Annotated in this window: 28 protein-coding genes and 2 pseudogenes; 3 read left to right on the top strand and 27 right to left on the bottom strand. The window is 33.4% G+C overall.

Features of this window, described 5'->3' with window-relative positions; all coding sequences use genetic code 11:
• Positions 1-107: 107 nt before the first annotated feature.
• From PQQ29_RS00480 to PQQ29_RS00370, 23 genes and pseudogenes are all read right to left on the bottom strand, one after another.
• Positions 108-1,550 (bottom strand): PcfJ domain-containing protein, encoded by a 1,443-nt coding sequence (locus PQQ29_RS00480; RefSeq protein WP_187983844.1) that lies wholly within the window; start codon positions 1,548-1,550, stop codon positions 108-110.
• Positions 1,551-1,567: 17 nt separating this feature from the next.
• The gene (locus PQQ29_RS00475) at positions 1,568-2,353 is read right to left on the bottom strand and encodes a hypothetical protein (RefSeq protein WP_077316127.1); all 786 of its coding nucleotides are present in this window, start codon (positions 2,351-2,353) and stop codon (positions 1,568-1,570) included.
• Entirely contained in the window at positions 2,353-2,955 is a 603-nt protein-coding gene (locus PQQ29_RS00470; RefSeq protein WP_068995944.1) for a hypothetical protein, read from the bottom strand. The genes PQQ29_RS00475 and PQQ29_RS00470 overlap by 1 nt, the downstream gene beginning before the upstream one ends.
• A gap of 18 nt (positions 2,956-2,973) precedes the next feature.
• Positions 2,974-4,050 carry a peptidoglycan DD-metalloendopeptidase family protein gene (locus PQQ29_RS00465; RefSeq protein WP_077316128.1) on the bottom strand — a complete coding sequence of 359 codons (1,077 nt, stop codon included), beginning with the start codon at positions 4,048-4,050 and terminating at the stop codon, positions 2,974-2,976.
• The gene (locus PQQ29_RS00460) at positions 4,051-6,009 is read right to left on the bottom strand and encodes a VirB4 family type IV secretion system protein (RefSeq protein WP_187983845.1); all 1,959 of its coding nucleotides are present in this window, start codon (positions 6,007-6,009) and stop codon (positions 4,051-4,053) included. It lies immediately after the preceding gene.
• Positions 6,006-6,545 (bottom strand): TraC-like domain-containing protein, encoded by a 540-nt coding sequence (locus PQQ29_RS00455; protein ID WP_077316130.1) that lies wholly within the window; start codon positions 6,543-6,545, stop codon positions 6,006-6,008. Before PQQ29_RS00455 ends, PQQ29_RS00460 begins: the two co-directional genes overlap by 4 nt.
• Before the next feature lies 1 nt (position 6,546).
• Positions 6,547-6,819 carry a DUF5592 family protein gene (locus PQQ29_RS00450; RefSeq protein WP_068995947.1) on the bottom strand — a complete coding sequence of 91 codons (273 nt, stop codon included), beginning with the start codon at positions 6,817-6,819 and terminating at the stop codon, positions 6,547-6,549.
• 15 nt (positions 6,820-6,834) lie between these two features.
• On the bottom strand, positions 6,835-8,739 hold the full coding sequence (locus PQQ29_RS00445; RefSeq protein WP_070232215.1) for a pLS20_p028 family conjugation system transmembrane protein: 1,905 nt from the start codon (positions 8,737-8,739) through the stop codon (positions 6,835-6,837).
• A gap of 33 nt (positions 8,740-8,772) precedes the next feature.
• Entirely contained in the window at positions 8,773-8,952 is a 180-nt protein-coding gene (locus PQQ29_RS00440) for a hypothetical protein (protein ID WP_068995949.1), read from the bottom strand.
• A 21-nt stretch (positions 8,953-8,973) separates the two neighbouring features.
• A complete protein-coding gene (locus PQQ29_RS00435) occupies positions 8,974-9,249 on the bottom strand; it encodes a type II toxin-antitoxin system RelE family toxin (RefSeq protein ID WP_068995950.1) in 276 nt (91 codons plus the stop codon).
• Positions 9,246-9,467 (bottom strand): type II toxin-antitoxin system RelB family antitoxin, encoded by a 222-nt coding sequence (gene relB, locus PQQ29_RS00430; protein ID WP_068995951.1) that lies wholly within the window; start codon positions 9,465-9,467, stop codon positions 9,246-9,248. Before relB ends, PQQ29_RS00435 begins: the two co-directional genes overlap by 4 nt.
• 234 nt (positions 9,468-9,701) lie before the next feature.
• Positions 9,702-10,382 (bottom strand): IS6 family transposase, encoded by a 681-nt coding sequence (locus PQQ29_RS00425; RefSeq protein ID WP_176714219.1) that lies wholly within the window; start codon positions 10,380-10,382, stop codon positions 9,702-9,704.
• Positions 10,383-10,462: 80 nt separating this feature from the next.
• Positions 10,463-10,789 carry a hypothetical protein gene (locus PQQ29_RS00420; protein WP_068995953.1) on the bottom strand — a complete coding sequence of 109 codons (327 nt, stop codon included), beginning with the start codon at positions 10,787-10,789 and terminating at the stop codon, positions 10,463-10,465.
• Positions 10,770-11,356, bottom strand: a pseudogene (locus tag PQQ29_RS00415) (recombinase family protein). The gene PQQ29_RS00420 and the pseudogene PQQ29_RS00415 overlap by 20 nt, the downstream one beginning before the upstream one ends.
• 105 nt (positions 11,357-11,461) lie before the next feature.
• Positions 11,462-12,283, bottom strand: coding sequence for a DUF1129 domain-containing protein (locus PQQ29_RS00410; RefSeq protein ID WP_061775510.1), 822 nt, complete (start codon positions 12,281-12,283; stop codon positions 11,462-11,464).
• A complete protein-coding gene (locus PQQ29_RS00405) occupies positions 12,273-12,617 on the bottom strand; it encodes a PadR family transcriptional regulator (protein ID WP_002375364.1) in 345 nt (114 codons plus the stop codon). Before PQQ29_RS00405 ends, PQQ29_RS00410 begins: the two co-directional genes overlap by 11 nt.
• Positions 12,618-12,760: 143 nt before the next feature.
• Entirely contained in the window at positions 12,761-13,351 is a 591-nt protein-coding gene (locus PQQ29_RS00400; RefSeq protein WP_055308612.1) for a helix-turn-helix domain-containing protein, read from the bottom strand.
• Positions 13,352-13,683: 332 nt separating this feature from the next.
• Entirely contained in the window at positions 13,684-14,220 is a 537-nt protein-coding gene (locus PQQ29_RS00395) for a winged helix-turn-helix transcriptional regulator (RefSeq protein ID WP_068995954.1), read from the bottom strand.
• Entirely contained in the window at positions 14,213-14,425 is a 213-nt protein-coding gene (locus PQQ29_RS00390) for a hypothetical protein (RefSeq protein ID WP_068995955.1), read from the bottom strand. Before PQQ29_RS00390 ends, PQQ29_RS00395 begins: the two co-directional genes overlap by 8 nt.
• A 10-nt stretch (positions 14,426-14,435) precedes the next feature.
• Entirely contained in the window at positions 14,436-15,587 is a 1,152-nt protein-coding gene (locus PQQ29_RS00385) for a RepB family plasmid replication initiator protein (RefSeq protein WP_068995956.1), read from the bottom strand.
• Between the two features lie 550 nt (positions 15,588-16,137).
• Positions 16,138-16,698: a recombinase family protein gene (locus PQQ29_RS00380; RefSeq protein WP_068995957.1), complete on the bottom strand. Its 561-nt coding sequence runs from the start codon at positions 16,696-16,698 to the stop codon at positions 16,138-16,140.
• Positions 16,695-17,204 carry a ClbS/DfsB family four-helix bundle protein gene (locus tag PQQ29_RS00375; RefSeq protein WP_068995958.1) on the bottom strand — a complete coding sequence of 170 codons (510 nt, stop codon included), beginning with the start codon at positions 17,202-17,204 and terminating at the stop codon, positions 16,695-16,697. The genes PQQ29_RS00380 and PQQ29_RS00375 overlap by 4 nt, the downstream gene beginning before the upstream one ends.
• 1 nt (position 17,205) lies before the next feature.
• Positions 17,206-17,733, bottom strand: a complete 528-nt coding sequence (locus PQQ29_RS00370; RefSeq protein WP_068995959.1) for a hypothetical protein — start codon at positions 17,731-17,733, stop codon at positions 17,206-17,208.
• Between the two features lie 218 nt (positions 17,734-17,951).
• Here PQQ29_RS00370 and PQQ29_RS00365 point away from each other — a divergent pair, with 218 nt between their 5' ends.
• Both PQQ29_RS00365 and PQQ29_RS00360 read left to right on the top strand, forming a co-directional pair.
• On the top strand, positions 17,952-18,191 hold the full coding sequence (locus PQQ29_RS00365; protein ID WP_068995960.1) for a helix-turn-helix transcriptional regulator: 240 nt from the start codon (positions 17,952-17,954) through the stop codon (positions 18,189-18,191).
• Entirely contained in the window at positions 18,181-18,531 is a 351-nt protein-coding gene (locus PQQ29_RS00360) for a DUF2178 domain-containing protein (RefSeq protein WP_068995961.1), read from the top strand. Before PQQ29_RS00365 ends, PQQ29_RS00360 begins: the two co-directional genes overlap by 11 nt.
• A gap of 225 nt (positions 18,532-18,756) precedes the next feature.
• Here the strand turns inward: PQQ29_RS00360 and PQQ29_RS00355 are convergent, their stop codons facing one another.
• Positions 18,757-18,960, bottom strand: a complete 204-nt coding sequence (locus tag PQQ29_RS00355; protein WP_068995962.1) for a hypothetical protein — start codon at positions 18,958-18,960, stop codon at positions 18,757-18,759.
• Between the two features lie 63 nt (positions 18,961-19,023).
• Between PQQ29_RS00355 and PQQ29_RS00350 the strand changes: the two genes are divergently transcribed.
• Positions 19,024-19,704 carry an IS6 family transposase gene (locus PQQ29_RS00350; protein WP_005875647.1) on the top strand — a complete coding sequence of 227 codons (681 nt, stop codon included), beginning with the start codon at positions 19,024-19,026 and terminating at the stop codon, positions 19,702-19,704.
• A 42-nt stretch (positions 19,705-19,746) separates the two neighbouring features.
• Here PQQ29_RS00350 and PQQ29_RS00345 read toward each other — a convergent pair.
• From PQQ29_RS00345 to PQQ29_RS00335, 3 genes and pseudogenes are all read right to left on the bottom strand, one after another.
• Positions 19,747-21,147: pseudogene (locus PQQ29_RS00345) on the bottom strand (DEAD/DEAH box helicase family protein); the annotation flags it as partial.
• 10 nt (positions 21,148-21,157) lie between these two features.
• A complete protein-coding gene (locus PQQ29_RS00340) occupies positions 21,158-21,787 on the bottom strand; it encodes a helix-turn-helix transcriptional regulator (RefSeq protein ID WP_226319492.1) in 630 nt (209 codons plus the stop codon).
• On the bottom strand, positions 21,787-22,944 hold the full coding sequence (locus PQQ29_RS00335) for a RepB family plasmid replication initiator protein (protein WP_039115947.1): 1,158 nt from the start codon (positions 22,942-22,944) through the stop codon (positions 21,787-21,789). Before PQQ29_RS00335 ends, PQQ29_RS00340 begins: the two co-directional genes overlap by 1 nt.
• Positions 22,945-23,013 lie beyond the last annotated feature (69 nt).

Genomic DNA, 23,013 nt, shown 5'->3' with positions numbered 1-23,013 from the left:
AGCTGGAACGTTGGCGGTGCCAACGGTTTTCTAATGGGACAAAATATATGTCTAGCAAGTATCAATAATGTATATTTAATGTATTCATTATTTCTTATAGTCGTATATTAAATGTATATTTTAGTCCTTTTACTAAACTTTACCTTTGCAATATCTAGATTTATCTTTTGAATTAACTCCCTACTTGGAGCTGAGTTGCATTTTCCATACACTTGAGCAACAAAATACTTTTTATTTCTAATAGTTATTTCTATTGTGTAACGATCCCTTTTGTTTTTATATTGATAAATCAAACAATCCCCATTAACAATCTCATCATGATAGCTATAAACACAATGTTGCATCTCAAGTCCTTCATCATAAAGCATTAGTTCATCCTGGATAATTGTGTAGCCTTTCAAATTCCCAAGATGCTCTATTAATGGTTTGAATGATTCAGTAAATATATATTTTTTGTTCATTTTTTTAATTCTCTTCTGATTTAGTTTTCTTACTAAATCATCATGATAACCAAATAAACCATTTAAACTTCTAACATTAAGTTCTACAGGCTCCTTTAATTTCTTGCTCATTCTAATTATATCCAAAATGTAATAGTATAAGTCTTCTTCCTTTTCTTCATCTAATTTCAATTTCCACTTCCAGTAATTTAGAAGTAAATGAGCTATGAAATCATTATTTTTTGCTACACAAAAAACATCACTTCCTAATCGCTTGGCAAAGCAAAATGCTTCAAATTTTCTAAATGCGTTATCTGAAAGAAATGGTTTGATTTTCATAAGCGCGTAAATGCATCCAGCAGAATATTTATTCGTGTTTTTCTTAAAGACTTGATTAGGATATTTTTTTTGAAAAAAATCTAGTTTATTATACCCCTTAAATATTTCGTTCCAGGTAAAAGGCAAATCGCAAGTTTCCATCGCCATTTCTTTAAGGAATTTGTTTCCTTCAATAAAAGTATCGAAAATAGGATAACCAAACGTAATAGGCTCTTTGAATAGTAATGGAATTGTTTTTCCACTCTCATACTGTATAAACAGGCCTACGTTTGCTGTTGTCTTACCTATTAGAAATTGTTTTTTAAAAGTCCTCAAGTTCACATTTAATTTATCTATTGTAGTAAAGCAACTCCTTTGCCATTTAACATCCTCTACTTTTCCAAGCAAAACTTCTATCAATTCATAAGCCTCACCAGTGTTTTGGGAGATACCTTCTTTATAAGAAATATTTAGTATAAATTGTTCTTCATTCGCTTCTTTCATTTTTACACCCTGAATTGGTAGTTCTGTACTTCTCAAAAAATCCATACAATCACTCAAACAATCAATCAAATTTGATTCCTCTGGATAAATAAATTTATTTTGATCACATAAAAGCATGAACGGACTTAAATCATCAGGCAGATTATTGCTTAAATCATATTCATCACACATTATAGGAAATAATTTAGCTTTTAATTTTTCAGGTAGACAATATGAAGCTATTTGTTTTTGTTTCTTTAGAAGTTGAAATAACGTTCTTAACGATGTTTCTTCTGAATGTCCTTTCACTAATATCACCCTCTACGTTAAAGTTGTTTTTGATAATTTGATTTTTGTTTTGTAAAAGCATTAATATTCTCTTCGTTCTCTTTAATCTCTAGTTGCGTCGCTTCGTATTCTGTCTGTACTGATTCGATTTTATCATTCGTATTTTCTTTATCTGTGCCGATTAAAAGTTCTTTTTCATTCTCAAGTTCTTTCATATAGACTTTCGATTTTTTATTCGTACTTTTCAATTTTTCATTCGTTTTTTCTAGTTCTGCTATTTTTTTATCTAGCAACGCTATACGTATTTTTATATTCTCTGTCATATATTCTTCTTTTCTTAATGGTTTGGCTTTATCATCAACAACAATACTCTGGACAGAGAAATATATTCCATCACTTTCTGAAACCACATCTTTCCTACTTGTTGCATCATGTGTTTTCTCTTTAATAACTATTTTTCCTAGCTCAAATTTTTCATTTATATCTTTTACTTGTACTACCACAAAATCATTAGTAATTAGCTGCACGTTTGTTTTACTAGATTGTCCTGTATGAGTTACAAACTCTGCTTTTATTTCCGGTTTATTAATCTCCGCATATTCGCTATTTCTTAAAAACTGCATCTCTAAGTAACCAGTTTTCATATTATATTCTTGATTAACAAGCTGATAATCAGCATTTCCTACTTGAACATTATCAAATGTTTTAATTAATGGATATTCGTCCGCATTAACACCTTGAAACGATTTTGTAGTTAAACAGAACAAAATAACTAGTACAAAACCAGCAACAGTACCAATTAATTTTTTTTGTTGCTTACTCATTAGGATTCCCCCATTTTTATATCTTCTGATGGTATTGCAGTGAAAAGAATCTCTTTTGCCTTCCATTTTTCTTTTTGCATTTCATAACTAATCTTTACATAAATACGTTGTTTCATTATCGTATTATCTATCTCTGTTGCACTCGTTACTTCATTAACGATTGTTCTTACTGATTGATTTTCCCCTTCTGAAACATATACATTTAAACTATCCAACTTGCTCTTAATGTTTTCTTGATGTCCATCTGCTGATGTCTTCAACATCTTTGCATATTGATCTTCCGTTAGATATTGCTTAATATTTTCCAGTCTCGTTTCAGTACTTGAATAAGAATAAAGCCCATTTATTAAATCTCTGTTATTCATCAATAAGTCTGTTAATTCATCATCAAATGTATCATCTGTTTGATTTATTTGTTTTTGAGAATTCTTTAACTCTTTTAATCGATACTGTTCTATTGTTTTTTGTTTATTTAAATTATCATTTTTATATTCTTTCATTTTTTCATTTGTTTCTGTCCTTTCTTGCCATAAAGTAACAGAAACTGAAATTGCAATTGTGGCTATTAAAGCACTTAATAATGCTATTAAAGTTTTCTTCAAAGTAGAACCCCTCTTCATTTAATTTGTGGATATGACGCCAAGAATGGGCGCTGGATCAACTTGACTTCCCATTTTTTCTTTTCGTATTTCAAAGTGTAAATGATTTCCCGTACTTTGTCCGGTACTTCCAACATAACCAATTACATCACCCTGCTTCACATGTTGCCCTACCTTAACATTTGTACGCAACATATGACCATATAAAGTCCATTCCTTGTTCTTATTATGTTCTAAATGAACCACGTTTCCATAGCCACCGTATCCGGATCCGGAAACTCCCAGTCCGGAAAAAACAACAACACCGTCATCAGCTGCAAGAATTTCGGTTCCAGCTGGTTGCGCGAAATCAAGGCCTTTGTGTCTTTCCTGTACACCAGTTACTGGATTAATACGATTAGAAAAACCAGAACTGACAACTGGATTTTTAACTGGAATTATATATTTCCCTGTCCCACCACTCGATGCGGTGTTGGAACAATTCATAGTAAGTCCTCCAAATTTTTGTGAGATGGACGTAACAGTGGGAACCCAGTTTTGATTTAATCCTGTTGGGTCATTACTTGCACCAATGGGGGCATATATTGCCCCTAATTTTTCAATTGTATTGAGTCCATCATTAATAATTCTATTATGAAGGGTAACGCCCATTGCCTCTAATCCTTCGTCTAAAGTTGCAAACTGTTTCACTGTGCTCATTCCTGTTGAAGCATCCATTAGACCTCCTGGATTATTTTTATGCACTACAGCATCGCTTTTCCCCCAGCCAGTTTCACTCATTGCGATAGCTGCAAATAGAACTGGATCAATGTTTTGTTTCTTTGCAATTGAAATAAATTTATCTCCTTTTCCTTTAAAAACTCCTGCGTTTTCTAATGTGGCGTTGAAAAAATTTTCATCCAACTTGCCTGTTATCGAGCAACCATTACCAATATTTGATGTTTCTTGTTGAGCTGACCTTCCTGCAAGTAAAAGCCCAATCAAGCTTATTAAAATGAATACAATAAAAATAATAATAATCACTTTAACACTAAATATACGCAAAAAAAGCAAGCCCCATGAAGTTTTATTTCTGGAATCTTGTCCTTCACTTGCCATTTACGCACCACCTTTGTACCTTGATAATTGGTCAGGAGAAGCTTCTATATCAAGTAACATTTTGTGTTCACGGTCATAATAAAGAGCTTGCCCTTTATCTAAGGCTGTTATAATTTCGTATTCATTTTGTGTAAAAGTTTCTTCCATCACACTTTTCAGTTTTGGAATAACAGAACTATCCATCCCCATTAAAAATTTGTACTGTGTTAAGTTAAATACCGTCCTTAATTTACTCTGAGTGCTCGAATCCATTCCATCTGGTAACATTTCGTTTGGTGATTGTGTTGCTAAAAGGATACCAGTTAAAAATTTTCTCATTTCACGTTGGAAATTTGTAATTGTTTCTACAGCAAAAATGTTACTTTCGTTAATTAAATTGTGACACTCATCAATAAAAATAAGTGTCTTTATCGCTTCAGCGAAGCTTATTTCTCCAGCTTCAATCATTCGTTTTACTTTCATTCCATGTTGCATGGCGTGATTCCAAATTAATGTAAGCGACATATACAGTTGAGCATGGAAGACTTGCTGTTTCATATTAGAAAGTCCTCTGATATCAAAAAATACAACTTGTTCATCTGAAAAATCTCGCATAGTTGTGATACCGTCAAAAACATCACCATAACTCTCTACCATATTTCTTAAAGTCAGAATTACTTTTTCATACATCATCTGCATATTGGTTGAAATCCCATGTTGAGATTTCACTTTAAACACTTCCTCTGCATAATGTAAGAATTCGCTCATAGTAGGGTATTTTTCAGGTGCTAAGTTTACAACTCCAATTTTTTCTAATTCTTCATCAGAAATATTTTTTCCCCAAAGTTTTTTATGAACATAAAAAGAAATCAAAAGTTGTTCAAATACCTTCAAATCCGAATCTGTCGCATCCCGACTCATAAATTGAAAAAGTGTACATACTTTTGATATATGTTGTTGAAAGCTTCCACGAATATCAATTTCGCTTGCTTCCTCTCCCTTTGTTGCAGTTGCATAAATATCCAGAGGATTTAGCTTGCCATCGGTACCATCAAGCGTTAAGTATTTTCCTTCTTGTTGCTTAACTAAAAATTCATAATCTCGGACTTTATCATAACCTCTAATAAAATAATTTTTTGCATAAGCATCTTCTTCAATTAATTTTAATAAAGTAGATTTACCCATGCCCATATTGCCTAAGACAATAGCGTTAAAAAATGTCCTTTTGCCATTAACTGTAAAAATATCCCAAATAAAAGAACCACCAGTTGCTGTTGTCGCAAGAGGAAAACCTGTTTTATCATTTAAAAACGTATGATCTAAAAAATAACCTGCTCCTAATGTCGATGCAGGCACACCTTTTCCAGGGCGTTTGCTTGGTAATTTTTTTTGTTCATCTATCGAGATTATTTTAGATAACCATTCGTCCTTTTCTTCAAATAAAAAGACGGACGACCGAAAGGATCGTCCATCTAAATCTTCTTTAATGATACCTACTTTTTTATCAAGTGTTTCCGTATCAGAAGCTGCTACATATATTCGAATGTGTATTTCTTTAATAATTTCTCCTTGTTCTGCAATTTGGCGGTTAAGATCTTCCAAAACTTCTAATTCATATTGAGCACTATATTTTTCTTGAATTGTTCTCTCTTCAAAAGTACGAGATTGTTGTTCAGACATTGCTTTTTTTAATTTTTTTAAAGTGACTGCTCGATTTTCACTCACAACATCCAGTACAACAACTGTATCATCACGATTAATAATATCAGCTAACCAGTATTGCTCTACATTAACAGGAGTGTCTATAACATGAATACAAGCCTCGTATCCATTCCCTGTTTTTACATAGCGATCTTCTTTAAAGGTGATACCTCCCTCAGGAGCAATAGTAGATAAAAATTCTTTGTTTATATTAACCGTGTTTTCTGCTTTTTTTGCCGATATTTTCTTCCAAATTTTCTTCCAAATTAAATTTTTCATTCACTCACCTTATTTCCTAGTATCAAATTTAAATTAAAAAGTTTTTTATGAATTTGTTGTATTTTATTTCGTTGCAACATGCTAACATTCATATACATATCAGACAAGCGTATAACTTTCTGATAGTTATGTTCTAGCTCTTTCACAGATTTACCAAATATCATTAAATAATATTCCTGATTCGATTTTTCAGTTTCCTCTAATTTCAATTTTTGTAACGTTTCATGACATCTTGTTCTTTGTAGTGTGCATTTTGAAGAATGAAGCATTTTTTTCCAGTATCTTTGTTGTTCTTTCGTATCCGCCGGAAAACGCATTGAAATAATTTTATATGGATCAATGTACTGTGTATTAAATCGTGCAAATTGTCCTATTGCTTTAATTGATTCATCTTCATTCAACGCATTTATATCAGTACTTCTTAGCAATAATATTGTATAAAACAAGCCGTTTTTAAATTGCAAAATAACATTATTATCCATGTTAGCAATTGGCAATGCATCAATAACTGTCTTTCTTACATTACTTTTAGCCATATCAATCTTCTCCCATCACAGAGTAATATTTTTTAGAGTCTTTCTTAATCGCTTGAAAAATAACACGATACATCCGATGACCGTTAAAACGAACAATTAAAAATATACTAAGACCGGCAAGAGCAAAAATATATATAACTCTCCACAAACCGGCCACATATCCCATCGTTTGTATGCCAAAAAACACTCCAATGCCTATGACGGCAATATCAATGAAGAACAATCCTAAAAATAATTTAACTTCCGTTCTTGTTGATTTAGGAATTTGATACATTTGAACCCTCCTTTATTAATTTGTAGGTTTCGTTTCCTTTCCTTTAATACTACTTTTTGCATTTACTTGTGTTTTTTGAGGCTTTTTCGGTACCATTTTGCTAGCTGGTTTAGCGTTCTTTGGGCTATCTCTATTTACTTTAGTAGAGTATTGCTTTTGGCCTTGCGACTCTGTTTTGTTTAAGTTTGATTTTGTGGTATCGTTTGAAGAATTAGAAGTATACTTTGAATATTGTTTACCTAAAGGGACATTTTGCTTACTCGAATCAGACTTATTAGCTTTTTGTTGATTTAATCTGTTCACTGCATTTGAACCTTTTTTTGTGTTGGCATCATTTACATGATTGTCTTTCCGTTGTGAATTTGTAGGAGTTGTACTGTTCGTTCCTTTATTACCGGGACTTGTTGGATTGTTACCTTTATTATCTATACTATTAGAGGATAATGTATTTTTGTTACTAGAACCCGAATTATTTTTATTACTCCCTGCATTATTTGAATTTGCACCTGTGGATTGTTGTTGTTTCATTGCTTGTTCTTTAGCTAAAACTTGTTGAGCTTCATTAAACCCTTCACGTTGTGCTTGTCTTCTAGAATTCATTTTTTCTTTATAGTTTTCTTTGCCACCTAATGTTTCAGTAAGTGCTTGTTTTTTAGCTTTTTCTTGCCTTTTATTAGATAAAGATTGTGCTCGTTTTCCAATAAAACCATTCTTTCCAAATTGTTTAGCCGTTCCTTTTGTTAACCCACTAGCTAAACCACCAGCGCCCTTCATAATTTGCGCGCCAGCCATAGTGCCCATTAATGCTTGTTGTCCAAAGCTTTGTGAAACATCAATACCTAACAAGCGTTGTACTGAACTAGACCCTTTTAATACTGCAAAAAATGCCCCTACAACAATCAAACACTTTAATACAGTTGTTTCTACGAGAGAGTCTGAAAAATGTATACTTTGTGTCCAGTTCATAAATAGTCTATAAAGTTGAATGATAAAAACTAATACAACAATTTTAACGTAAGCTCCTATCAAATCTATTAAGAGATTTTTAATTCTTTGTCCAGTTGCCATATCAGATGCTGCAATAAAAGGGCCGATTACACCTTTTACGCCTAATTCAAAAGATGTCTCAACAATTATTAACGTGGAAAATGCAAAAACTAAAAGGATAAATATCTCTTGTATAATGATAGCCGTAAATCCAACATGATAGCGATAATAATAGTCATCTGTTGATGGCATCCAAAAACTGCTATCTAAGTCTTCTACTATGTTCTGGCCACTATCATCTTGATCTACTCTCTTTTTAGCTAATCCTTCTGCATGTTTAAATTGTTCATCAATTACTTCATTAAAGTTAACTGTTTTCCAACTATCTTCATTTAAATAATTCGCTTTTTTAGGGATTGTTGTTTTCCACCCATCTGCATCTAGTGCTTTCAAATCTGTTATGTTATCTTTTACAATTTGATAGCTTATCTTACTATTTTCTTCTGAACTAAATGCATTTTTACCCACATCTACACCTGCAAAAGTTAACTTTTCCAAACTACCCATAAAACCCGTTAGTCCAATAAGAACTAATGTAACCATAATGAAATTTCTTGTGAATTCCTGAGGAGACATTCGGTCACCTAAGATAATCTTCCCACCAATGAACATTAAAGTTAGACCCATAAGTGTTACAGCAATAATAACTAACCCTTTTTTGGGATCGTTAATAAGTGTTTCCATTGCTTTTGTTGTTGGCCAACTAATCAATTTAACCGAATAAAAAAAGACATTTTCCATTACGCCATTTATAGTGACTAATCCTTTGATTAACCAAATAAATATGTCGCGGAAAACATCTTTTGCAAATGAATTTATGCTAAAAAAGTCAGCAAATTTTAATAGAATTTTTAAAATTTCATCATCATTCATATGTTCACTCCCTCAGGCATAAAAAAAAGACATCTATTTAGATGCCTTTTCAGTAATGCCCATATTTTTAAGTCTGTGTTGATCTCTTTTTACGAAAATAAATCCCAAAGTTTGATCAATAATAAAACCAATTAATTTAAACATTAATTTAATCGCTCCAAAAGCAATTATTGCCAGAAATCCAAAAATAATGATTATAAAAAATATCGCCATATTATTTTTCACCTCTCTTTTTTACTTATCGTAAATATCTCTCCTGTGTCCGATGTTCAAAATTAACACTATCACTTCATTATCTTGAATCTCTGCAATTAAGCGATAATCTCCTACTCTATATCTCCACTGTCCTACACGATTGCCAACTAAGCTTTTACCATGTTGACGTGGATTATCTGATCCTTCGATATGCTTTTCAATCCAAGATAAAATCAATTTCGCTTGAAATCGATCCATCTTTTTTAATACTTTTTGAGCATCTTTTTCAAATCTCACATGAAAATGTTTACTCATAAATCAAGTTCCTTTTTCATTTCATCAAAAGAAATACTTTCATCTTTCACCTGATGCGCCTTTATAGCACGCTCATACGATTGTAAATCAATTTGATCTTCTAAACCTTCTATAATCTGTTTGCGACTGAGTTCAGAAATAGATATACCATTAAACTTAGCCATTTCTTGAATAAACGCCTTTTCTTGTTCAGATACTCGAAATGTAATGGTAGTCATTGATTGACACTCCTTTCTATACATGAACATTTATCTTAAATAAATTGTAACACATATGTGTACAAAAAGGAAGGGGAATCTTTTATATTGCTATACGATTACTCTCTAAATCAAAATCGGCATGTTTTCCTCGAATATTCAAATCTGAAAAGAATTGATTCGTATCAAAGTCCTCATTTAGGTTCTGTTGCAAAGTTTTAAATAAAGAATAAAATCCCTTACGGTATCTATGATTTAAGCTGGGATTCCCAATAATACCTTGATTTCAGTAGACACCGAAAAGCCGAAGAGAGTGCCTTCTTTTCGGGTTTTCTTATATAATCCTCGAATGGCTTCCATGCCTTTAATCGTGGTAGAGGCAGTGCGTAAACTTCGATAGAATTTATTGCGTCTCTTTACTGGACGATGATCTTGTTCAATCAGATTATTCAGATACTTGATTGTTCGATGTTCTGTTGTTATATACAGTCCATTTTTCTGAAGCTTTCTGAAGGCACTCTTAATAGAGGGTGCTTTATCCGTTACTAGAACCTTTGGTTCTCCAAACTGGTTCTTCAGTCGTTTTAGAAAAGCATACGCAGCCTGTGTGTCGCGCTTTTTCCGTAACCAGATATCTAAGGTTAAGCCATCTACATCGATAGCGCGATATAAATAATGCCACTTTCCTTTAATTTTGATATAAGTCTCGTCCATTTTCCATGAATAAAAGGACTGTTTGTTTTTCTTTTTCCAAATTTGATAAAGAATCTTTCCGTATTCTTGCACCCAACGGTAAATTGTGGTGTGACAAACGTGAATTCCTCGGTCATACAGAATTTCCTGCACTTCACGATAACTCAGGTTGTACCGAAGATAGTAGCCGACGGCTACGATAATCACGTCTTTTTGAAATTGTTTTCCTTTGAACTGAGTCATCTTCATTCCTCCAAGCTATCTTTTTCAATTATTTTACCTCAAAATGAGCTTATCGGAAACTTTGCAACAGAACCAATTTTTTAACCAACCACACCAACGCTAGGATATTCAAGAGGATATAACCTGCTGTGTTTACCTTTGTCTTTATCATTGCCCTTGTTAATATCATCAAGCTGTTTTTGTAAGTCAGAAATTTGTTTATTTTTTCCGTCTAGTTGTTTTTGGCTATCTGATACTGATTTTTTCAAATCATTTAATTTAGCTTCTAGTTGATTCTTTTGATTTTCTGTTTCAGATTCTTTGACTTGTTTTTCTAGGTCTTTATTTGGAAAATCTTTTAAAATGTTTTTTGCGGTATCGTATTCTCTTTCAGTTAGGGATATTTTTTTATTTCCTTTTAATACCATACTTTGCTAAATATCGTTTTAGTGTACTTACTGGGATTTTTGTATGATGTTCAATTTCTTTTAAGGTATATTCTTTTGATTGATATAGATTAAACGCTCTTTGTAGTAAAGGGTCGTCTTTTTGATAGGTACTTTTTCTTCCAGTAAATCGTCCTTTTTTCTTTGCTAACTCAATCCCTTGGGCTTGCCGTTCCTTAATTCTTTTCCTTTCACTTTCCGCTTGATATTTGTATAACTCAACGACTAAATTATTAATTAGTTGCCTCAAATTTTCGTCTTCAATCCCATTCATTGAGGGTAAGTTTAAGACTTCCAGCGTAGCTCCTTTTTGTTGAATGGCGTTCATAATCTCTGTAAGGTCTTTATTGTTCCGCCCTAAACGGTCTCCGTTACAATGACAATATCTCCCTCACGTAGATAGTCTAGCATGGCTTGTATTTGTGGACGTTCGACCGATTGTCCGCTTGCTTTATCTGAAAAGACCTTAGAAACGCCCTGTAACGCTTCTAATTGTCTATCTAAGTTTTGTTCTTTACTGCTAACTCGTGCATATCCAATTTTACTCATAAATCACACTCCCTATTTTGGCAAAGTCTAATGAGCCTTTACAAATCTTATTATATCAGAAAAACAAAAAAGCCCAGTAGAGTGTACTCCAATGGGCTTTTGCTTTTAATCGTTTTTCTTTAATTTTCTATATATAAACCACATCAACAAGTACTGTAGCAGTAATCCTATTATTAATACAATAGCTAAACCTATCCTTCCGTCAGAAGTGTTTATAATTGTTCTAAAGAAATTTATACGTATAATAATACCAGCTATTGCAGAGATTACTATAGGAGGTATAAACGGAATCCATATTTGTTTTTCATTCGTTTTATTAAAAAGATAGGAAATGATTAAAAGAGCTAACAATATAAGAAATATCCCTAAATTATTTGATAATCTTACTTGTAATCCTGTGTTTAGTTGGAATGATAGTAAAAAGAAGACAACAAGTCCTACTCCAAAGAATAGTGACAATATTATATTCATAATCTTAGATTCATATCTATATAAACAATATCCCATAAATAATAATAAGGCGATAACAAGAAATACCAGATAAACACCTGAGATTAAGAAATTACCAATATCAATATATTCTTCAAATGAGGCTAAAATGGGTATAAGTTTCATTAAACATACTATCCCTAACGAACTAATAATAATTTTTATTGTATCTATCACGTTTATAGGCAATTCTTTAATAATATTGTCAGCTACTTGTTTAGGATTTTTGCCTAAATAATATTCTGCGGATTGTCCGTGTTCCTGTCCTTCCAATATATCTTCTAAAATTTCTAATAACATTTCTTCAGACTTTTTTTCATCTCTTATAAGAGACATTACTCTAATGTAAACTAAAAGATTGCCATAATATTTTTTATTTTCTTTTGTTAGGTGCTCTTGAAGTTCAGCATTACGTTCAATAATCTTATTAGTTTTCATATTCATCAACCCCTTTAATTAAATTTGTAAGACAGCTGTTTAGCTGATTCCACTCTTTAAAAAATTCTTGCTTTTCTTTGATTCCTTTTTCTGTTAATGAGTAATATTTTCTTCTGGGCCCGTATATTGATGGTTTTAAGTCACCTATTATTAGCCCCTTTTTTTCTAAAGATAACAATAATGGGTATATTGTGCCTTTAGATATATTTTTAAATCCATAAATATCTAGCTCTTCGCTTATCATGTATCCATACATCTCTTTTTTCGAAAGAAGAAGTAAAATACAACCATAAAGTATTCCTTTTAGCATTTGAGAATCAATTTTATTTGTCATTTTAATAATTCCTCCAGAGGTATTATGTTTTACATGATACCGAAATTATTGTAACTTGTAAAGCAATATAGTGAAGTATAAAAAAGAGCGGAATTTTCCACCCTTTAATAGTCGATTTTTAGCCCATTACAACAGCTTTCTATTTATTTAAATAAGTTTGCAATAGATATAGCTATTAAACAAATAAAGAGTGTAAAACCAGCATACCCTAAAACAATAATCCCTTTTTCAATTCGTATTTTTCTATGGTTTCTTCTTTCTCTTAACATTTCTACATCTTTATTTTGTGAAAATGCTAAAATCTCCTTATAAGTTTTCAAGTCATTATTCCTTTTGAATTTCTCTAAAACAAAAGAACTCCATACCGCAGGTAGAAATAAAATAATTGGAACTATCCATATCAACTTTGATTCTGGTAACGCTACTACTAAGCCAATGGATAGACTGGCTAATATTGTTGAACAAATCATTATTAAAGAATAAATATCAGCTCGTTTATTAGCTTTGTTATTACTAATCTTCATCTTCATTTCCTCCAAATCTTCTCGAATTAATTCATCTAAAGAAACATTAAATAGAATAGACAACGAAACAATGATTTGTATGTCTGGATATGTTTTGTCGTTTTCCCAATTAGATACGGTTTGACGTGAAACAAAAATCTTGTCCGCCAATTGTTCTTGGGAAAGATTATAAATTTTTCGATACTCTCTTATCCGTTTACCTATCTCCATAATGTCTCCTTTCATGAATCTAGCATATCAAGAAGATTGAATTCATTCAGCCTAATGTCTTTTGAAATAAAAATAAAAAAAATTTGTCAAAGCTTTTTTACACCTTATGAACATTAGTGATTACTCCTATTACCAATTCATGCCAAAAAAGATTGAGAACAGAATAAGATATAAACAAATTAGTATTCCCACCACACCAATTATCCATAATAATACACTAGTAATTAGGCTTTGACTCTTCACTTTAAAACCTGCAATGATTAAAACAACAGAAACCATTAAAGCAATCACAAGCCCAAGTAATATGGGGGATCTATCCTTTACAGTTTTGATTATTTCCATATCTGCCACCACTTTCTAAGAGGTTCTGTTGCCTCTTCTACTTCATTTTGTACCTCTTTCGTGTCCTGTGAGGGCATGTTAAGAGCTTTGAGATTGTCGTTCTCCGCCTTGTATTCTTCTAGCAACTTTTTATCTTGTAAGGCTAGGCGTTGTTGCTGGTCTAGCAGATTTTGCATTTGTGCAATTTGAATGTCTTTATTTTCTATTTGTTTATCTTTAACTGCTAATTGTTTATCCCTATTTTTCTTAACTTCTTCAATTTCATTTAACAAATATTGATTAATATTCGGTTCTTTTCGTTTGTCTGTTTGTCGCTTTTTTGTCGGTTCATTTGTCTTGTTTTTGTTTGTCTGTTTGTCTACTTTACCCCTTATAAATTCTTGTTCTATCGCAGACAAAACCGTTACACCTTTGTCGTTTGTTTGTCGGTTTTTGTTTGTCAATGATTTTATATGATATTGAATAGCTTGTTTGGAAACACCTAACTCATCCGCCAACTCTTTAATCGTTTTTAATTCTTCACTCATTGTTTTTACCTTGTATCTTTTTAGGCACACCAATTGTAAAAGCATCAAATAATAATAAAATAACTGCCAATATCCAAACTATATTGTTCAATATAGTTTTTTGCTCAAAACTTTTATCAAAATAAAGACTAGCAAATACGATTGCTACCCAAAAAGATATTTCTATATAAAAATCTTTATTAAACTTTAAGTTATTCTTCCACATATTTTTCTCCTTATAAATTTTGTCGTTTTACCGTTGGCAGGTATTGTTCAATGGCTTTTTTAAGATATTTCGCTACATTACGTTTAGAATAGGCTTCTTGTTTGCTGGCAACATAAGACAAGTGGTCTTTGACACCATTTAGCCCTCTTAATTCTTTCAGTTCGTCATAAAGCGGATAAACATTCTTCTGTAAGCCTACCATTGTGGCTGTATCCATAATATCATTCATGCCAATTAAGAAATTTTCAGATAAAAGTCTTGTATATTTACTTTCCATTGCCTGTTTTAGTAAGTCCGCTTCATTTCTTGATTTTTGCTTTTTATCGGCTTGATAGTCTTTATCTCCCAACTTGTAACTATTATCGTCAGCACAACGTTTCTTCTCGATATGAAAGACTATGCTATCAATCGAACGCCCTTTTTTTATTTTGTCATAGGACACGTTAAAAGTCGTATGGGTGTTAATCTCTTTCAAAGGTTTATCTAAAACAAACTTAGTGAAATTATTCATATCTTTATATTCATTTACAGTATCGGTAATTGTCCGCAACTCTTTTACTGTGATTGAGGGGTTGCGGTAGGCTTCCACTTGCTCCGCTCTCCGTCCACCTTTAACGCTATAATGCTCGTATTGGTTGTATTGCATAGATAACCAACGGTAAAGAATAATTGAATACTTGCTATTGAGTTCGGCTATATCTGATAAAGCGTGTTGCGTAAAATTCTTTTTAAGATTGATTAAGTAAGGCATAATTTCACGATGAAATTCAATTTTTACTTCATCATGATAATCTGTCCATTCCACGTAAGGGATAGGCACAATGCTTTTAAATTTAAAACCCTTGCCTTGTTCTTCTTTGATTTGAAAAAAGGCTTGTTTTTGCATTTTCTCAACCGCTTCTTTAAACCGACGATGCTTGTCATTATCGGATACTTTAAAGAAAGCGAAAAGGTCTCTCTTTGAGAGATAAACGGTATTGTCCTTCGGTGGTTCTTCGGTATTGATACAAGAAACCGCTAATTCAAACATTTTGAGAGGTGTTTTATCCATTTTAGCAATAGACGTAATTAAGCTATTATGCTCCACTACTTTTCTTTTTGACAGTTCATTCAAGGTCAACACCTGCTTTTGATTTTTGTTCTTTTCTGGTATAATCATAATATAAATACGCTCCTTTGCGTGTTTGAGAGTAGCATAGAGAAAGTCATTTAGTCGTGAAATTTCTCTATGCTTTTTATTATATCACAATAGCGGTAATAATAAAATAATTTTCTACCGCTATACACAGTTTTTTCTACCGCTATACACAGTTTTTTCTACCGCTATAAATCTGTAAATTCTTGAAAACATTGACTTTTAAACCACACAAAAGAACAAAAGATTAAAATATATAAGATAAATATAAATAGGCTTCGCCTTTTTTCACTCCGTTCTAAAATCTTAAAATCAAAGTCAAAAGAAAAGGTCAAAACCGCTCCGCAAGGACAGATTGTGGTAGTCTGTAAAACTTTACTAGACGTCAATCCATTAGCGAGTGGATACAATCTGTCTTGTTTGTTAAGCGAACAGTCGGCACTGTTCGGTCAGGGTTGCACCCTAACAACCTAAAGGCGGATTGAAATAGTCCGAGAATCTCATATTTTAGATTCTAAGCGATTTTAGAGTGAAATTGGTAGAAATAGTCGCAAACAAAAAAAGCTCTCAAACAGCCTTATTTCGTCATCTGCTTGAAAGCTCGTTGTTGGGTACTAATACTGATTCCTGTTTTTCGTTCAATCATCTTGTAAGTTAAGCCTTGCTGTTTTAACTCATACGCCAGTTGCAACTGCTCCTTTGTATATTTCTTTGGGCGTCCTTCTCGAAACTTAGGGTCGTGGGCTTTCGCATAGCGCTTCCCCTCTTGGGTGCGTTCGAGTATTAGCTCTCGTTCAAATTGCGCAAAGGCAGAAAAAATCGTAAAAATCAATTGTCCTGTGGCAGTATTATCAATCAAGCCAATGTTTAGGATATGAATACTGACGTTTTGTTGAAACAGCTCTTGAATGATTTCAAGGGCTTCTTTAGTGTTCCGTGCGAAACGGTCAAGTTTGGTGACAATCAAGGTATCGCCTGCATCTAATCGTGTCAGTAAGCCTTGAAATTCAGGACGTTGTTTGGTTGTTCCTGTGAGTTTCTCTTGCACAATCGTTTCTGCACCTGCGTTGGTTAGTTGCTCGATTTGATTTTCCAATTTTTGGTCTAGGGTACTTACTCGTGCATAGCCGTATTTCATAAGAAAATCTTCTTCCACTTACGTATTTTGGTTCGGAAATTTGTAAATGGTGCTACGCTATTAATATGAATCCACTTATACAAAGGCCATTTTGCTTTTGTAGTTGCCCATTTTCGTTGTTCAGGTTCAAACAACTCTTTATCGCTCAATGTTTCTATCCAAGCGCATAAGTCAATCACTTTTTTATCCAACTGTTGAATTTGTTCATCTAAGGTTTCTTCTCCATAAGTATCATAAAACGATTGGTAAAGCCCACCTAAGTTATTCCATTTATAGCCTTCTGCTGGCGTTTGAACTTCAATTCCTGCCTTCTCTTTCTCTTCCCAGCCTAACAATAAGGATAACCACCCTAACTGATAAGATAGGTTTTCAGAGGGCGTTTTATTGACTTCGTCAGTTCGTCTATTCCTCAAGTCTTCAGGAATGTTCTCAAATTCAGCGATATATTTTTGGTAGCGTTGTTTGATTTCTGCAATTAATTCTTCCTTGTCGGTATAAGCCCTCATATTAACTCTCCTTTTTTAATTTAATATTTCTAACTAATTTAAACATTGGGACAAGCATGCTTAAAAGAATACTGTAAATAACTAAGTATTCAATAAAACGAAAGAGAGCAACGCCCCATATGTTTAATTGTTTTACAACGTGACCAGATGGATTAACAATATTAAAATAATAGTTAACTCCAGTAGTACCATTGATTGATGTCATGATGTTCGTAACTTTAAGTGTACCTAGATGTTGATAGACGAGGCGAATCGGCTCGTTATATAGCGGGTTTCCTTGTATATCAATACAAGCTCCCATGAATGCAATGACTACTACAAGGAGTATTCCTCCATGCTTCCAATCAACGTATTTTTTTGAGAACCAAGTAATAATAATAAAAATTATTAGTAGGACACTTGCCCAAACCCATTGATTAGAAACCCCAGTAAAAAATAAAAAGTAGAGTCCAAAACCTAAAACTCCAAAAATTGAAATTCCTAAAAGGCAGAGGAATAGTATTTGTAAGTTTTTGATTAATGTGTGCAATAGTAAGTAACCCCCCCCCTAAAAATTCATCTTATTTATGACTGCCAGTTATGACCTTTTACTATCCTTGATTTTATCATATCGTTATTTGTTAGTCAAAACTGTTAAGTTATGACTAGTTTTCTATTTTTGAATAAGTAAAGTATAATTAAACTAAGTATAATTATACTTTACTTTTTAATAAGTTTAGTGTATCCTTGTTTTAAGGAGGTCAGTTTATGAAAAAAGACTTTGGCGATTCCATTAACAATAAAGTATATGAATTTCGTGTATTAGCTCGATTATCTCAACAGGAATTAGCAGATAAAATAGGAGTGTCTAAACAAACAATATTTGTTATGGAAAAAGGGAAGTATATTCCTACTCTTTTGTTAGCATTTAGGATAGCAACTTTTTTCAAAGTAGATATAACAGATATTTTTTCTTATGATTTAGGAGGAGCAGAAAATGAAAATTAAAAGTTTAAGTGATATACCAGAAGCCTTGTTCTATCCTCTAAAGGAATGGTCGGAACAGTCAATTGGCAATTTTAATCTACTTGTGGGAATTGGTTTTATATTTGTTATGTTCAGTGCTATTTTTGTAGTTACTTATTCTATAAAAATGGGTAAAAGTGACGAAAGAACCATGTTGATTAGTTTAAAAAGCGCCTACGTTATGTTGGTTGCTATTATCGCATGTGATATGTTTTTTCCAAGAGGATATTTAGTCAATCAATTTTTTATGTTCAAATATGGGATTGCTTGTTTTGTTAGTGGACTATATTTATTTCTTCAATACCGAAAAGATTTTAAATGATAAAAGTTATGAACAAAAAGGCTTGTCAAAGGTTTTTCTTGGCAAGTCTTTTTGTTTATGCTCGTTGGTCTGCTTGACGACAGAAGCAGTCCGCTTGTAAAGCGGATAATAAACTACAATAGCCCTAGGACGTTCTATTTTGGCTTATAAGCACCTTTGGTTGCGTTTTAGTAAAATGGTTCAAAGACAAAAGAAAAAGCCCTTAGCAGGGCTTTAAAAGCGATTTTATAGATGCAAGCCGTTATCTTCTTCTTGTGATTGCTCTTGTTGATTATTTTGTTCTTGTGCTTTGGCTTGCGGACTTTGCTTTACGAAGTTGTGCAGTTGTCCTTGAATTTTCTCGCTTAGTTTCTTTTCTTCTTGCTTAACTTCTTTTTGTAAATTTTTAAGCTCGGTCTGTTTCTCTTTTAAAGGATGGTTCTGTTGCAAAGTTTTTCAATCAAGACCTTTTAGTGTAAAATCTAACTAAAATGACCCGGGAGGAACGAAGATATGAACCCTTTTAAAGGAAAACAATTCCAAGAAGACGTGATTATTGTGGCTGTCGGTTATTATCTTCGCTATAACCTCAGTTATCGTGAAGTTCAAGAAATTCTCTATGATCGTGGCATTGAGGTCTGTCATACAACCATTTACCGTTGGGTTCAGGAATACGGAAAGTTACTTTATCAGATCTGGAAAAAGAAAAACAAGCAGTCTTTTTATTCATGGAAGATGGACGAAACCTATATCAAAATTAAAGGCAAGTGGCATTATCTGTATCGAGCCATCGATGCAGATGGCTTAACCTTAGATATATGGCTACGAAAAAAACGCAATACACAAGCTGCGTATGCGTTCTTAAAGAGACTGTTCAACCATTTTGGAGAACCAAAGGTTCTCGTTACTGATAAAGCACCGTCGATTTCCTGTGCCTTCAAAAAGTTGCAGAATCATGGGTTTTATCAACATACAGAACATCGAACCGTAAAATATTTAAACAATTTGATTGAACAAGATCATCGACCAATTAAGCGTAGAAATAAATTCTATCGAAGCTTACGTACCGCTGCGACCACGATCAAAGGGATGGAAACCATTCGAGGACTATATAAGAAAAGCCGAAAAGAAGGGTCCCTTTTTGGTTTTTCAGTGTGTCTTGAAATCAAAGGATTACTAGGCATCCCGGCTTGATCGATAGTAAGCTTAAGGAAATTGTCTTTAGCTAGAGACGCTTTGCAACAGAACCGTTCTGGCAAAGGTTCCATTTTCTTGCTTTTTATTTTCTTCAAAAATAGGCGTCCCCGTTAATCCAAACCAGGTTGAATTGGGTAATATTTTCTTAATTCGCTTCATTTCCTCATCACTAACCGCACGATGAGCCTCATCAACAATAAAAACAATATGTTCTTGCCGTAGCTTCTCAAATTGATTGGAGCCTTTTTCTTCACTCTCTTGTTGGGCACTCCGCATAGCCGCAGAGAGTTTTTGAATCGTGGTCACTAAAATCGTATTATTATTTTTTGATGAAAGGAGGTTTCGAGCCAACTGTTTTTGATTTTTGATCCCAACAATCAAAGTATTGGCTACCGAATTTCCGGTCGTTTGTCCGGTATGGTATTCCGAGGCAAACTTCGTAAACTCATCCTGCGTTTGAGCATCTAAGTCTGTTCTATCAACAACCATGACCGTACGATCAACACCGATCGCATTTTGAGCTAATAATTTCGTTGCGACAAAACTGGTAATGGTCTTTCCTGAACCTGTCGCATGCCAAATGAATCCTCCTTCATGCTGTGCCGCTTTTTGACGAATCTTACGAATAGCATGAATTTGGTAAGGTCTTAAAGCCATGAGGAATTTTTGATTTTTTTGATCATCGACGAGAATGGTATATTGGCTAATCAATTCATGGGCATCGGGTATCCGCAAAACTGTACGAGTAAAATCAAACAAATCGGAAACCGTTTGATTGTCTTCAGTCCGCCAATTAAATAAAAACTTCTTCATCCGAGCATAGGCTTCAGCGGTATCTTCACTAGGTCTTGCAAAGTATCGGGTATCAACTTTATTGGAGATTACCATGATTTGAGTGGTTGCGTAAATCCCTTTAAAAAATCCATCTTCTGCATAACGCTGAATTTGATAATAAGCTTGCATAAAACCGTCTTTAGCAGACTCTTTTTTGAGCTCAATATGAATGATTGGGAGCCCATTAATCAGCAAACTCACATCTCCACGATCTACTCTAGAGGAATCTGGGACCACTTGGTGAACCACCTCATAAGAAGAAGTTCCTCCTGAGATATCCTTATTTCTAAAGGCTTCTAAAGTCACTTTTTTCCCATCTTCTCGCTCTAATAAAACTTGAGCCACCCCGTTTTCTCCTCTAAGCCATTGAGAAGCTAAAAAAGGTGTTCCGGTCAAACGTGAAAACTCGACTTTGACTTGCTTAAATTCTTTGTCCGTTAATAGTTGTTCTTCCAAGACTGCTAAATTTATTCGGTTCAAATGGCTTCTAAAGTTTTGCCAAAGTGCTTCTTCCGACTTCAAGTCCGGACGATAAGTCCACTGATTTTCTTTCTCACTTAAGATTTGTATGAACTGGTTTTCAATCATTTGTTCCGAATGACTCATTTGATCCCCCTCATTTCCATAGTTGCCACCATTTTTTAGATTCTGTTTTTACCGGCTCTTTTTCTTTTGCCTTGTTTCGTTCTTCTTCTGATAACTTCAATTGAGCTTTCAGTCGTTCAATTTCTTCCTGCGCCTCACCCCTTATCGACGAGCCATCTTTCATATCCTCCTGAGGCATTTTAAGAGCTTTCAATTCATTGATTTCTGATTTATACTCTTCTAGTAATTTTTTATCCTGTAAGGCTAGACGTTGTTGTTGATCTAAAAGATTTTGTGTTTGCTTCTGTACTTCGATTAAATTATTTGCTTGGTTTTCATAATTCTTTATCTGTTGTTTTAAATAGTCTATCTGATTATCTTTTAATAAATTCTTTTCTTCTAAAAAACTTATTTCTTGCTTATATCTTACCGCTGTGTCTGACTTACCACTTACTGCTGTGTCTGACTTACCACTTACCGCTGTGTCTGACTTAGCTTTTCTTCTTATAAAGTTTTGTTGTTCAATATTTAAAACAACTATTCCTTTATTATTTTTTTTGAGTTCTTCCTGTGGTATAGACTTCATATGGTAACGAACACCCTGTTTAGAAACACCCAACTCGTCAGCAAGCTCTTTGATTGTCTTTAACTTTTCACTCATCATAAGTCCTGCCTTTTAACCGTAGGTAGATATTGCTCGATTGCTTTTTTCAGATACTTCGCTACATTGCGTTTAGAATAGGCTTCTTGTTTGCTAGATACATAAGACAAGTGGTCTTTGACCCCATTCAATCCTCTTAATTCCTTTAACTCGTCATAAAGCGGATAGACGTTCTTTTGCAAACCTGCCATAAGTGCCGTGTCCGTCATTTCAAGAGGGGATAAGAGAAAGTTTTCAATCAATAATCGTGTGTACTTACTTTCCATTGCCTGTTTTAATAAGTCAGCTTCATTTCTTGATTTTTCCTCTTTGTCGGATTGATAATCTTTATCTTCTAACTTATAGCTGTTATCGTCTGCTCGGCGTTTCTTTTCAATATGAAACTGTATGCTGTCAATCGAACGCCCTGCTTTGATTTTGTCATAGGTCACATTAAAGGACGTATGGGCGCTGATTTCTTCTAAAGGTTCTTTTAAAACTCGTCTATTGAAGTCTGTAAAATTCTTATATTCGTTCATTGTGTCAGTAAGTATACGTAACTCACTAACTTTAATTGACGGATTGCGGTAGCTTTCCACTTGCTCCGTTCTCCGCCCCCCTTTGACACTGTAATGCTCGTACTGGTTGTAATTCATTGATAACCATTTATAAAGAATAATGCTGTACTTACTGTTTAACTCCATGACATCAGATAAGGCATATTGCGTAAAATTCTTTTTCAAATCAATCAAGTAAGGCATAATTTGCGGTTGAAATTGTAAAGTAACCATATCATTGTAGCTATTCCATTCCACATAAGGGATAGGAACGATACTTTTTACGTTGTATCCTTTGCCCTTAACTTCTTTAATTTCAAAAAAAGCTTGTTTTTGCATTTTTTCAATGGCTTCTTTAAAACGTGTATGTTTCCCATTATCTGATACATCAAAAAAAGTAAACAATTCAGCCTTTGATAAATAAATAATATTGTCTTTGGGTAAGTTTTCCGTATCAATACAAGATACTGCCAACTCAAAAATCTTTAAAGGGACTTTATCCATTTTGGCAACACTTGTGATGAGGTCGTTATGCTCAACAATTTTTCTTTTCTCTATTTCTTTCAAAGAACACACTGTCCTTTCATTGTTGTTTCGTTCATTTTTTGATATAATTTCCATGAGAAGTTGCTCCTTATGAGTAATTTTGGTTAAGCATAGAGAAACTGATTTTGCCGTCTGATTTCTCTA

This window comes from Listeria innocua, assembly GCF_028596125.1.
Lineage (GTDB): Bacteria > Bacillota > Bacilli > Lactobacillales > Listeriaceae > Listeria > Listeria innocua.
The sequence above is the reverse complement of the archived record's forward strand: the minus strand, read 5'-3'. Positions and strand labels throughout refer to the sequence as shown.